Source organism: Nitrosomonas sp. Is37 (assembly GCF_033063275.1).
GTDB lineage: Bacteria > Pseudomonadota > Gammaproteobacteria > Burkholderiales > Nitrosomonadaceae > Nitrosomonas.
In genome coordinates, this window is the sequence record NZ_JAWJYP010000015.1 from 20,819 (window position 1) to 33,378 (window position 12,560).

Below are 12,560 nucleotides of genomic sequence, written 5' to 3' on the forward strand. Positions count from 1 at the left end.
GGGCTAACGATGAAAAAAAACAAGTTATCTCTCACTGAGCAAGCACCCGCACCGCTAGTAGAAATTATCGCTTCACAGAATGCCCAAGCGGTATCGCCGGATTTTAGGCATCTGGTTGAGGCAATTAAACAACATTTTGCTGCCTCACTGGATGCAGTCATCCTGTATGGCTCCTGTCTGCACACCAGTAATCTGAGTGAGGGCATCGCCGATTTTTACGCCCTGGTCAATGACTACCACAGCGCTTACCCGGAACGCTATCTGGCTCATTTAAATGCCTGGCTGCCCCCCAATGTGTTTTATCTGGAAGTTACCCAGCAGGAGAAAACCTTCCGAGCCAAGTATGCAGTCATTTCAACCGCCGACTTCGAATACGGTAATCAATTCTGGTTTCATCCCTATTTGTGGGCGCGCTTTGCCCAACCGGCACGTTTACTTTATGTGCGTGATGACACTATCCGTCAGCGCGTCAATATGGCTATGGCGCAAGCAGTAGTAAAATTTCTGAAATCCGGCCTGTTAGCGCTTGAGGCACGCGCAATAAAAGCTGAAGAAATCTGGACACAGGGTCTAATGCTGACCTACGCTGCAGAATTACGCGCTGAGCGGGAAACACGGGCACGCCATCTGGTCCAGCTCAATCTGGATAATTATGCTCGTCTGTCGGTCGCTGCCTTGCCTGCTTTGAATGGCTTGCTGACTGGACAAGCCGATGGGCATTATTACTGCCATGCCACGTCAGCGGATAACCGGCGCGCCCGCCTGCACTGGCGGTTAAGACGCTGGCAGGGCCGAATTCTCTCCATCCTGCGCTTGAGTAAAGCTACGCTGACATTTCACGACTACCTTAATTATGCTGCCTGGAAAATCGAACGTCACAGTGGTGTCCGGGTTGAAATTACACCCATGCTGCGACGCCACCCGATCCTTTGGGGATTCAAGGTCATGTGGCAATTGCTGCGACGGGGAGTGCTGCGCTGATTTTTTTATTGATTGATTCCTTTCAGGAGAGAACTTTATGACTCACTTATCTCGCCTCTTCACTTGCCTGTTGCTATTCACCCTCGCCGCCTGCTCTACCCTCTATTACAGTGGGCTGGAAAAAATCGGTATTCCCAAGCGTGATGTGCTGGTGCATCGGGTGGAAAAAGCGCGCGACACTCAGGAAGAAACTAAAGAGCAGTTCAAGTCAGCGCTGGAGCATTTCACCGCTGTAACCAACTTCAAAGGCGGTGATCTGGAAGCAGTCTACAACAAACTGAATGACGAATATGAAGCCAGTCTCGCCAAAGCAAACGAAGTCAGCGTTCGCATAGCCGACATCGAAGATGTCTCTCATGCATTGTTTGACGAATGGAGACAGGAAATCACTCAGTATTCCAACGCATCACTCAAACGCAGCAGCGAGCAGAAACTGTTGGCTACTCAAGCACACTACCAGCAACTGATCACCACCATGAAAAATGCTGAGAGCAAAATCAAACCAGTGCTGACAGTATTCAAAGATCAAGTCATGTTCCTCAAACATAACCTGAACGCACAAGCGATTGCCTCGCTGAAGGGTGAGCTGGGCACACTCCAGTCTGATATATCCTCACTCATTAGTTCGATGGAAAAATCTATCAATGAAGCTAATACGTTTATCAAGACTATGGAGAAGAAGTGATGGGTAGTATAAAAGCTAAATTAGCTAATTGTTAAGAAACATAAGAGGATATCGTGTGCCTTACCGGAAGCGGTGTCATTTTTGACGAATTAATTTATATAGCAGCGTCATTTTGAAGGTCTAATTTTAGTCAAGCATGGACAACGACTCCCTGATAGCGGTCGCTGAAGATCTTGAATATCTCTCGCAATGGGGATCTGAAATCTCCAATGCAGAAATACGTCGTGGTACAGCTATACTCCGCAGATTACTAGTTGAAGATGCATATGGTGTAGCGTGGCGATCTATTGGGAAAGCAAAACAACCTTCACTGATCGCTGTTGATTTATCGCTTTTGCTTGGTAAGCATGCCACCGAGGTAGTCTACGCACTAGCAGGTGGAGCGCTATTCCGTGGTATGTCTATGGCCTGCATGTTTCTTAATAAAGGAACCACTCCTCTTGGTGAAACACCACCCCCACCAATTCGAAAGAATGGCTACCCATTTGAACGCTTATTTACTCTTTCTGAATATCTCTCATCACTATCCGATGTCGTAGAAGGCCGGGAATTTAACCGGCGGGAAGTAATTAAGTATCTCGCTAACGTAAAGGGAGGAGTTCACCTGAGTGCTCAGCAACGAAAAACTGAAGAGAAGCTCATTGCACGACTGGGCAAGATCGAAAAGAAGATCATGGTCCACAATACCGACGGATTGCTTGTTGAAGCTGTCGCGATCGGTCAGTCACTTGGCGACTCGGAAGATGCAAGGCTCTTCATCAAAGAGATCAAGGCGCGATTTCATGCTCAGTAGCCACGCTATTGAATTCCTCCACCCCGCCGGCTCCAGTGGCTCCTGAATTTAAACATTAGACTCTTATATGAACCGCGATTCATACAACAAGATTGCCAGTCAATGGGATGAGGCCCGTAAGGAATTCTACGGACGGGAGAGAGATTATCTCGACTTACTGTTATCGGATTTATCGGATAACGCTTTGGTGATGGATATCGGCTGTGGTACCGGGCGTCCGATGACAGAGTATGTCATCTCCAAAGGTCACAGGGTCATCGGTATTGATCAGGCCGATGAATTTATCAGGCTAGCCAAGGCTCGTTTTCCAAATGAACAGTGGATGCTAGCTTCCATCGAGCAATTCGAATTCAACCTCGATTTTCATGCTGCCATCATGTGGGATTCTCTGTTTCATATTGACCGCTCAAAACACGCCACCATACTGCGCAGAGTTGTCGAGAAACTGCCAAGAGGCGGAAAGATTATGCTGACAGTTGGCGGTTCTGCACACCCACCATTTACAGACACGATGTTTGGGCAAACATTTTTTTACGATTCAAACACGCCAGAAGAAACTAGTCTTATTCTGCATGACTTGGGCTACCAAATAGTGATTGGGGAATTCATGAACAAACCCACCACAGGACGTGACAAAGGACGCTATGCGATCGTCGCACAGAAAGTCGATATGCAGCAAACTGAAGATATAAATTAAATAAAAAAACATGCGCTTACCTAAAACAGCAAGGAGAGAAGATTAATAGTAGTCGTATATACCAATTCCAATTTTCATCATATATGTTCTAATTATGAACATAAAAGCTCGGCACTTATCAATTTCACATTTTTTAGTTGCCATCCCTAATTCCCTTAAGTAGTCTGAACAAGGTGCTCAATAAAAGACAGCATCAGTAGCTCATAACAAATCAAGAATCCTGAGTTCATTCCCGTGTTTACCCATGATTTTCTTTTTTAGGAGATATTCAAATGAACAATAATCCAGTTGGGTGGTTTGAAATCTACGTGCAAGATATCGAGCGGGCTAAACGTTTTTATGAAGCTGTCTTCCAGGTCAAACTGGAACAGTTAGACAGCCCTCCCGGAATGGAAATAGAATTGTGGGCTTTTCCGATGGTAAAGGATGCAAGAGGAGCGTCTGGAGCATTGGTTAAGATGAAAGATGGACCTTCAGGTGGAAACTGCGTTTTGGTTTACTTCATGTGTACCGACTGTGCCGTTGAAGCTACTCGTGGCGGCTGCTGCCGGCGGGCAAATAGTGCGAGAAAAAATGTCTATTGGTCAATACGGCTTTATCTCTTTGGTTGTTGATACCGAAGGCAACATGATTGGGCTGCATTCGATGCAATAACATCATCCTGGAACGGATAACTCAGTAGTATTTCACGCCCGGCAAATACATTGGAGAAGTTTCTGAATAAGTCATGATGTCCGCAAGACATGCTAACCAGCTCATTGGTTTCCTGGGTTCAGGTGAGACTACCTATGCGGGAACGACGAATTGGCTTTATTCTGTATCCCCTTGGTCTGTGCCTGATTTATCAGTTACTGGGTTGTCCAGTTTATTAGAAATTAAGCTTGACTCCAAATTCTGAGCGATTTCAACCATAACAGGAGTGTGATCAGAAGGTCGTTCCAATTTTCTAGGCTCCTTATCGATGATGCAGCTTTTACAGATACTGGCCAGTTCATTACTGAGCATGATATGGTCAATACGCAACCCCCTGTTGCGGCGAAAAGCGAGCATGCGATAATCCCACCAAGTATATGATTTGTCCGGCTGATCAAATAAACGAAAACTGTCAACGAGACCAAGTTTTAATAATTCCTGGAAAGCATTTCTTTCAGGCTCACTGCAAAGCACATGGTCTTTCCATAATTCAGGATCATGAACATCGCGATCTTCCGGCGCAATATTAAAATCTCCGAGCAAAGCTAAGCGTGGATAGCGTTCCAGTTCCTTGCTGAGCCATTGGCTCAGCGCGGTTAGCCACATTAATTTATATTGATATTTGTCTGAATCAATACTTTCCCCATTGGGTACATACACACAGATCACGCGTACACCCTCATAAGTAGCAGCAATAATTCGCTTCTGCATGTCATCCAAATTGGGGATAGCCATGACAACATCAGTGCCGTTTTGTTTGCTCAATACAGCAACACCATTAAACATTTTCTGACCGACATAGATGGATTGATAACCAAGTGCAGCAATTTCAGTGGTCGGAAAATTATCATCCTGTAATTTGGTTTCCTGCAGACATAACACATCTGGTTGATTAACCTCTAACCAATTGATGACCTGTGGCAGGCGGACTTTCAATGAATTAACATTCCAGGTAACAATTTTCATAGTATTAATTCTTATTATTCAGTTAGTTTCTGCAAAACACATCATAGATTCTGTAGGCAATCCATCATAATGCACAGCATATAATTGATTCAACTCATTAACTTATTAAAGTTTACACATGATACATACTAATAGGCGTTAGCCAATTTAAGGTCGTTCCTATTAGAAATTACTGAGAAATCTGCTATTGAAACATTAAAATATGTATTTTTATAGCCTTATTTTGATTTTCTCACTGAGAAGACCGTCGACAAAGTAGAAGAGCATCCTCAATTTCTGATAAAATTTTAGGTTCTGAATTTTATAAGTGCCACGCAAGGAATTCCATCATGACTTATGTAGTAACTGAAAGTTGTATCAAATGTAAATATACTGATTGTGTCGATGTATGCCCGGTGGATTGCTTCCGCGAAGGTCCCAATTTTCTCGTAATTGATCCCGATGAATGTATTGACTGCACGTTATGTGTAGCTGAGTGTCCAGTAGAAGCGATTTATGCTGAAGATGATGTTCCTGACGATCAACGCGGCTTTATTGCGCTCAATGAGGAATTATCCAAGATTTGGAAACCTATCATCGAGAAAAAAGATGCACTTCCAGATGCCGACGAGTGGGCCAATGTTAAGGACAAACTGGATAAACTGGAGCACTAACTTAAATCTAGATACGCTGCTAATGCCGTCTTACTCATGACTATCTGTTCGACGGCATCTGCAGGATCATTGCATCAAACCCATCAAGCCGTTATCCCAACCAGGAATATTGGGCTTATTTAACAGAAACGCATTCCCTCATTACTCTGCCCACTGGTTTTTTCTAATCGATCTCAAAATTTTGCTCCTGTGCCAACCAATGCTGCTGACGCAATCTTGTAGGAAAAAGTCTGTGGCTCAAGGTTATCCAGTTGCTGCCCATCTATCTCAGCATGTGGATACAAGAAGAATGGCACTTTTCCTGTTTTGCCATTTTGGCCCAAGGAGATATTTTCGCCATGGTTAAAAGCTACCCAATTCATCTCCCAGGCGCCAAACAATTTCTCTCTCAAAGCGTTGACTTGCTCATGATTGCGAGGCAGACCTTCTAATGCGATTACCTTGCATACATCAGCCGGATCAGCGGGTACCCAACCAAGCCCGGCGAGATAAAATTCTGCACGACAGTGTTGCGCTGTACTGACATCACCAAACTTACCTAAATTTTTGTTTAGCACTGATTCGTTTATCCGAATACCAAATTGCTGTCGTGCAGGAATACCCGAAGCACGGGCCAAGCCAACGAATAAGGCATTAATGTCCGCACACTTTCCATTTAGGTTTTCACTTGCTAGCATCTGCTTAACATCACCCTTTCCTCTGCCACGCACTTTCTGGTCATGAGTAGCATTGTCAATTACCCAATCATAAATAAACCGGGCTTTCTGCAAAGGGGAATTGTTATTACTGTCTTTGGTAATGGAAGAAGCTGTTTTGCGTACAATACCATCTAATGGTATTTGTTGAGTTGATTGCAGAAAGCGCTTGATATTATCAGGAATAACTGCTTTGCCAGGTGCATTGTAGTACTGTAGATCACTTTGCCGTTGAGCGGTCTTGACGATGCTACTCACTGTAACTTGGCGTTCATCATTTCCATTCCATTCGGCATAAAAAGCCGGAAAATTCGTTTGAGGAAGGGTATAAAACTTTGCTGATTTAGCACTGCCATTCCAGACACTCCCTTGGGTAAACTGATAAGGCGTATCGTTGGTATCCGGTAGGGGCAACCATAGACGTGCATTCTTACCTGTTGCAGGCAAAGTCACTTGATATGACAACCGATAACTGCGCCATTTGCCAGGACTCGTGGTTTGCGCAAAAATTGATGGAGTAATAGGAAGCAAGGTAGCACTTGCACTGATCAGTTTGATAAAATCCCTGCGTTTCATACTCATCTCCTGTAACCAGTATAACTTTTGAAAATCTAATCTTATTACTTAATCAAGTCAATCAGCCTCCATCATGCCTACCCCTTCATCACAGCAACTTCCTGCAATTGAATTAGAAACCAGCGCACAGCCAACTCATACGATTTTGTGGATGCATGGACTTGGCGCTGATGGCAATGATTTCGTGCCTATTATACATGAGCTCGATCTACCACCTGACACCGCAATACGTTTTATTTTTCCTCACGCCCCTAAACAACCGGTAAGCATCAATCAGGGTCTCATCATGCGTGCATGGTATGACATCAAAAATATCAATCTAAATCAGTACGAAGATGAAGCGGGTATTCGTAGCTCCCAACATGCGATCACTGCAATGATTGAGCGAGAAAATCAACGTGGCATTCCCTCTACCAATATTGTGCTGGCTGGATTTTCTCAAGGAGGTGTCATAGCTCTGCAGGTTGGCCTGCGTCACCCAGACAAATTAGGGGGCATTATGGTGCTATCAAGCTATCTGCCGTTAGCGCATACACTTACCAAGGAAGCACATAATGCTAATACCCCCACCTCCATTTTTATGGCGCATGGTAACTATGATCCTATTGTACCGATCCACTTGGCAAAAACTTCCCATCAGCAGCTACTGGAGGCTGGCTACCAGGTCGAATGGCATGAGTACCCAATGGAGCATTCTGTATGTGTTGAGGAATTGGCCGATATTAGCAAATGGTTGCGACAAGTCTTGCGATGATAAACTAAATCGTAAATGACAACGATTTAATAAAGACTCGATCTATGCGTTTCTTGACAAAATAAACAGCATCTTTATAATCCACTTTTTATTGCTGAATTGTGTTCTTAAGTACGTAGAACTCAAGATTGCGGGAATAGCTCAGTGGTAGAGCACAACCTTGCCAAGGTTGGGGTCGCGAGTTCGAGCCTCGTTTCCCGCTCCAATATCGAGATAAATTGGATTTTTTATCTATTTGCTAAAAAAATCCATATCGCATTATTCATTGTGGTGTTACGATACAGACCACATTCTGATCATAAAAATGAATGGCGGGGTGGCAGAGTGGTTATGCAGCGGCCTGCAAAGCCGTCTACGCCGGTTCGATTCCGACCCCCGCCTCCAAAATCCAGTATATTTTGATTGCCCGGATGGTGAAATAGGTAGACACAAGGGACTTAAAATCCCTCGGACAATTGCGTCCGTGCCGGTTCGACTCCGGCTCCGGGCACCATAAATCAATGATTTATAAAAAATTATCCGCAATATAAAAATTCTGGTGCATCAGTCGTGCATCAAAAATTAACTGCTCTTTTCAATCTTCTGGTTTTCAACCAGCTTTCGCCCCAAGGGGTAGAGAATTGAACCTAAAAACCGTTTTTAGGTTGAACCCACAGAAATTAAAAAACCCGCGCGAGGCGGGTTATTGCAACAATTTACTCAAAACAATTTACTCAAGAGTGATGCAACGTTGCATTTTTTAACATCTAATCCGGTATCGTCTCCAGAACTCAACAATTTTATTAGAACGATTCTTTTATAAAGGGAATTGAATAGCTATTCTTCTTTTCTTCCTCTTTGCTTTATTCTTTTCAGATTGTTCAGCTTGTATTCATGATCTCCAGTATAAAGTTATCACCAACAGAAGAAATTCTGATCAACAAAAAAATCAAGGAGGTATAACATGAAAACAAGAACTAAAATGAACTCGTCAGTGAAATTATTATCTGCAATGTTGTTAAGCGTTACTTTAGCGACTCCAATGGTGGTTGAAGCAGGACGAGGCCATCATCACCATCATCATCGCCACCATCATCATGACCATCATCGCCACCACCATCATGACCATCATCGCCATCATCAACATCATCAACATCATCATCACAACACACAGAATATTTATTACAACCAACCCTATTATCCACCCGTATACGGTGGCGGCTATTACCGTCCAGCACCGGGTAACTTTTTCTTAGGAGTTAATACAGGAAATGTTGGTCTTATGTTGTCGGGCTATTAAGCCGGATATTTCACCAAGCGGATGTCTATATCGCGAGCATGAGTATCTTTACGGATAGCTTTCAAAACTATGAAAGTAACATTGGCTTGTATTAATAATTTCTATTTTATATGTGGAAACTTTATAAAATAAAGATTGTATCTAGATACAGAAGAGCGTGAAATTTTGCTCATCTGCTATTAAATAAATGGTGTGTATCTTGTAATCATCAACAAAAAGAAAATAGGATATGAAATTTATGAAAATCTTAACAGAATTAACCCTGATAGCATTACCAAGTTTGTCATTTACAAAAACACCCTATTGGGTTGAAGATTGGGACGATTGCGATGAGTGGGATGATTGCTGATCAGTTTATTAAAAATAAACTAAGTATCTGATATCCAGGAAGCTTTCTTTATTCTCTAGGAGCTATGTTCGTACTCCTAGACAATTATGCAGATAGGCACAGGATACTGTTTCATTTACGGAGTAACCCTAAATCTAATGATTTAATCGGCGCGCGCCTAACCTTTCTTTCCTAAATATTCTTAGGAAAAGTAAAAAAGTACTTATTGATATCTAGCAAGAAAAATTGACGGTATTTTTAAAACCCGAAGAATAAGAATCATTATGTTAGAATGTTTTTGTGATATTTTGCGGTTATAGCTCCAGCACCAGCTTAACATTCAAAGAAACTCAAAATATTCTATAATCCCTTAATATTCCAGGATTAGTTGATTATTTTATATGATAATCCATTAACTAATAATAACTGCCAACAAATTGTTGGTATATTTATTAGCAAATGCTAATATCAAAATTCAGATATCAACAAATTACCAAACCCTAAGCACTAGTAATATTTAGAGATTTTTATATTTTAAACCAGCCAACGTTTACTAATTTGCATCTAATATTTGAACGCTATTTTAATGAAAAGAGCATTTACAATGAAAAAATTACTTTTTGCCATTTTAGTTTCTATGATGTTTGCAAGTAACCTTTATGCAAAAAAAAGCAAGGGCAACGTATCAAAAGGTGCATTCAGCTCCAAGCAAAGCACTTCTCAATCTGCTCCCGCACAACAAAAGAGCACTAATACACCGAATTCTTCGGCATCAGCTCAAACGCAGGATACCGCGCCTAGCAAATCTGCGCCCTCACCAGCAACCAGTTCAAGCGCATCTACATCAGCACCAACACCTAGCGCACCAACATCTAGTGCAGCAGCACCTACCGCAGCGGCACCTAGCGCACCAGCTGGAAATCCATCATTACTTCAATCAATGATGCCAGCTTTAGTAGGTGGCGCAGTTGGAAGCTATGTCGGCAGCAAATTGGCCGATGATGGAGGCAATGAAAAACCAGCAGAAGGAAATGAAGCAAAGAAAGAAGAAGAGTTTTTAAAGCCATAAGCATATTATGGCATCACCCATTTGATCACGAAGAAACCACCAAGGAGGATATGCTTTCTTAGGTGGTTTCTAATCTGAATTCATAAAAAGGATTCAGATTAGAAATCAAGTTCTCGGATAGAATCAATCTGCTCAATGCTTGATAGCTGATGAGTTTTCGGAAGCAAAAGCGGCCTCAAGTCGCTGGATGACTTTACCACTTTCCAGTTCTGCGCTCAGCCAAGCATTCACCTTTGTAATCAAGTCTGGATCGCGTGCCAGTAAAAGCGCCTTATCATTCTGAGTGAAGATCTCAGCGGTCGCTCGGCACAGCCTGGGATCGCGCTGTGTCTGCAAATTCACCTCCACATCGTCAGTCACCATCACATCTGCCCGGCCGGTAGCGATTTCCTCAAATATTGTCCGATTATCGGCGTGCAAAATAGGCTGCACATTGTGCAAGTGATCTCGAACAAAGCGCTCGTTTGTCCCACCGGGATTTACGATCACACGCACACTCGCTTGATTGATCTCGCTCAGTAAATCAAATTGCGCCTCAGTTCCACATCGCACGATTGGTGTTTTACCACCCCGATGATACGGTATAGAAAACATCCCGATTGCGGCCCGTTCAGCAGTGACGCTGATTCCTCCGATCGCTAGATCGAAGCGGTCGTCCTGATAATCAGTCATCAACGTAGGCCAGCTCGTTCGAATGAATTGAGGCTCGGCACCAAGAAAAGCCGCAAGCGAAATTGCTGAAGCGACGTCAGCACCAATAAGCGCTCCCTTTGACTCCAGTGTAAAAGGCGCATAGTCACCTGTCGTGCCAATTCGCAGTATCCTGCTCGCTGCAATTCGCTTCAGCGCCGGAACCGGCGACGGTCGCAATCGCGAGAGCACATCAAACAGCGCGCTTATATCCCGTTCATCTACACTTCGCCCTGTAATGCTGCCCGCTGATCTCGCATAATAGGTATGGAAATCCTTTCGCTGAAATTCGGGCATCGCAAGATAAATGGCCTGCATTAGTCGAGCGCTTATCTCATTCAATTGCGGACGCAGCTCAGTATTCAGATCGCGCGGAGCTAGCGGGGGTGCAACATTTGCAGTGCGCCACTGATCGATGAACCGCTGTTGCATTTCACGCGCAAGTCGCATCTGCAAAGCAAACAGCTCCCGTGCTGGTTCGGCGGAAATACCGAGTATCTGTGCCTGCACTACAACCGCCTCGAGCACAGAGTGTTCACGAGCAACATCAAGAACTGGAACGTGGCGCAGATATTTCCATGCGGCGACCGCTTGCATCAGCTCAAGACGCTTGTCGATCAGAACGAAGACCTGCCGAACTTGCGCTTCATGGTCGACAAAGCCAACCTGGGCGGTTGCTGCGCCCGTTAGCGCAAGTAAGATACCCAGGATGCAGTAGATTTTTAAAACTGCACTACGCCAAATTAATGTAGCGCCTATAATTGATAACTGTTTTCTAAAGGATAAATCCATTTTTAGGGTAGTCACCAGCCTGAAACGAATGACGATTCATAGAAAATGTTCCTTTAACATAAAAGCCGCTTTTAGGTTTAACTGTTTGAATCGATATCTTGTAACAGCGTTGCCCGGGTAAACCCTTGCCAGTTACGCACGAACGCGTCGATAATCGCCAAAGTCTTCTCAGTCAGACTGGTAACAGCCGTAGTAAAGTTTTTCTCGAACTCGCTCGGTGAATCGGGATGAATGTCGATAAGATTGGTTACTGACTTGATGGCGAACATAGGCGTGTCAGTGATATACCCCACCCAAGCGACGGCAGTAGCTTCCATTTCCTTAAGAATCGCGCCGTGGGCTGCGATCGCCGCCAGATCCTGATCAATAAAATCAAGAGAGTTGCCGCTAGAAATATTGCCGAGCGGAAGACTAAGCTCACGTGCCAAATAGCTAACATCAAGTGACGGATAAGCGCCTTCCCCGAATTTATCCCACCCGGGAAGTGGAATGCGATGGTCATGAAAGTAAAAGGCTGAGTCGCTTAAATAAACCCTTCCTATGAAGGCTCCATGTTTAGCAAAACTACCGGCTGTACCGGCGCTCACCAAAATATCGGGCTGAAATTCCCTTACAGTTGCAAATGCAGCGACCGCTGCTGGCTCTGTGCCGATGCTATCAACTTGATAGCGAGGATCCTTTCCTGGAATGGTAATAGTGAGTTCAAAGGAACATGTTGAGTGATCTTGATAAATGCCTCGGTAGAACTTCAGCGGTAGACGTTTATAAAACGACTGTGGAACAAATGGTCTCAATCCCAAAGCATCGATCAAACCCTGTGCCTCGGATTCCATCGCCATGATAAAGGAAAGCTTAGGCATACGTGCAATTAGTAGCTGAAATCAGGCGGAAAAAGAACAGAAAAGCGTG

Annotated in this window: 13 protein-coding genes and 3 tRNA genes; 12 read left to right on the forward strand and 4 right to left on the reverse strand. The window is 43.8% G+C overall.

Annotated features, from left to right (window positions below):
• The first annotated feature begins 9 nt into the window (after positions 1 to 9).
• The 5 genes from R2Q26_RS08475 (at position 10) to R2Q26_RS08495 (ending at position 3,770) form a co-directional block, all read left to right on the forward strand.
• Complete coding sequence (locus tag R2Q26_RS08475; protein WP_317535869.1) at positions 10 to 981, forward strand: hypothetical protein; 972 nt, start codon at positions 10 to 12, stop codon at positions 979 to 981.
• 37 nt (positions 982 to 1,018) lie between these two features.
• Positions 1,019 to 1,666 (forward strand): DUF2959 domain-containing protein, encoded by a 648-nt coding sequence (locus R2Q26_RS08480; RefSeq protein ID WP_317535870.1) that lies wholly within the window; start codon positions 1,019 to 1,021, stop codon positions 1,664 to 1,666.
• 136 nt (positions 1,667 to 1,802) lie between these two features.
• Entirely contained in the window at positions 1,803 to 2,459 is a 657-nt protein-coding gene (locus R2Q26_RS08485) for a hypothetical protein (protein WP_317535871.1), read from the forward strand.
• A 67-nt stretch (positions 2,460 to 2,526) separates the two neighbouring features.
• The gene (locus tag R2Q26_RS08490) at positions 2,527 to 3,156 is read left to right on the forward strand and encodes a class I SAM-dependent methyltransferase (protein ID WP_317535872.1); all 630 of its coding nucleotides are present in this window, start codon (positions 2,527 to 2,529) and stop codon (positions 3,154 to 3,156) included.
• Between the two features lie 272 nt (positions 3,157 to 3,428).
• Entirely contained in the window at positions 3,429 to 3,770 is a 342-nt protein-coding gene (locus tag R2Q26_RS08495; RefSeq protein WP_317535873.1) for a VOC family protein, read from the forward strand.
• Positions 3,771 to 3,966: 196 nt separating this feature from the next.
• On the opposite strand, the gene xth is transcribed toward R2Q26_RS08495, so the two are convergent.
• Complete coding sequence (gene xth, locus R2Q26_RS08500; protein WP_317535874.1) at positions 3,967 to 4,815, reverse strand: exodeoxyribonuclease III; 849 nt, start codon at positions 4,813 to 4,815, stop codon at positions 3,967 to 3,969.
• Positions 4,816 to 5,144: 329 nt separating this feature from the next.
• Here xth and fdxA point away from each other — a divergent pair, with 329 nt between their 5' ends.
• Positions 5,145 to 5,468: a ferredoxin FdxA gene (fdxA, locus tag R2Q26_RS08505; RefSeq protein ID WP_090570956.1), complete on the forward strand. Its 324-nt coding sequence runs from the start codon at positions 5,145 to 5,147 to the stop codon at positions 5,466 to 5,468.
• A gap of 173 nt (positions 5,469 to 5,641) precedes the next feature.
• On the opposite strand, the gene R2Q26_RS08510 is transcribed toward fdxA, so the two are convergent.
• Positions 5,642 to 6,739: a transglutaminase domain-containing protein gene (locus R2Q26_RS08510; RefSeq protein ID WP_317535875.1), complete on the reverse strand. Its 1,098-nt coding sequence runs from the start codon at positions 6,737 to 6,739 to the stop codon at positions 5,642 to 5,644.
• A gap of 73 nt (positions 6,740 to 6,812) precedes the next feature.
• Here R2Q26_RS08510 and R2Q26_RS08515 point away from each other — a divergent pair, with 73 nt between their 5' ends.
• The 6 genes from R2Q26_RS08515 (at position 6,813) to R2Q26_RS08540 (ending at position 10,169) form a co-directional block, all read left to right on the forward strand.
• Positions 6,813 to 7,493, forward strand: a complete 681-nt coding sequence (locus R2Q26_RS08515; protein ID WP_317535876.1) for an alpha/beta hydrolase — start codon at positions 6,813 to 6,815, stop codon at positions 7,491 to 7,493.
• A 130-nt stretch (positions 7,494 to 7,623) separates the two neighbouring features.
• Positions 7,624 to 7,698: transfer RNA gene (locus R2Q26_RS08520), tRNA-Gly, on the forward strand.
• Between the two features lie 105 nt (positions 7,699 to 7,803).
• Positions 7,804 to 7,877: transfer RNA gene (locus R2Q26_RS08525), tRNA-Cys, on the forward strand.
• A gap of 20 nt (positions 7,878 to 7,897) precedes the next feature.
• Positions 7,898 to 7,986 (forward strand) — tRNA-Leu (locus R2Q26_RS08530).
• Between the two features lie 450 nt (positions 7,987 to 8,436).
• Positions 8,437 to 8,772: a hypothetical protein gene (locus R2Q26_RS08535; RefSeq protein ID WP_317535877.1), complete on the forward strand. Its 336-nt coding sequence runs from the start codon at positions 8,437 to 8,439 to the stop codon at positions 8,770 to 8,772.
• A gap of 899 nt (positions 8,773 to 9,671) precedes the next feature.
• Positions 9,672 to 10,169 (forward strand): hypothetical protein, encoded by a 498-nt coding sequence (locus tag R2Q26_RS08540; protein WP_317535878.1) that lies wholly within the window; start codon positions 9,672 to 9,674, stop codon positions 10,167 to 10,169.
• 132 nt (positions 10,170 to 10,301) lie between these two features.
• Here the strand turns inward: R2Q26_RS08540 and aroQ are convergent, their stop codons facing one another.
• Together aroQ and R2Q26_RS08550 are read right to left on the reverse strand one after the other, a co-directional pair.
• Positions 10,302 to 11,651 carry a gamma subclass chorismate mutase AroQ gene (gene aroQ, locus R2Q26_RS08545; protein ID WP_317535879.1) on the reverse strand — a complete coding sequence of 450 codons (1,350 nt, stop codon included), beginning with the start codon at positions 11,649 to 11,651 and terminating at the stop codon, positions 10,302 to 10,304.
• A 77-nt stretch (positions 11,652 to 11,728) separates the two neighbouring features.
• Positions 11,729 to 12,511 carry a hypothetical protein gene (locus R2Q26_RS08550; protein ID WP_317535880.1) on the reverse strand — a complete coding sequence of 261 codons (783 nt, stop codon included), beginning with the start codon at positions 12,509 to 12,511 and terminating at the stop codon, positions 11,729 to 11,731.
• Positions 12,512 to 12,560 lie beyond the last annotated feature (49 nt).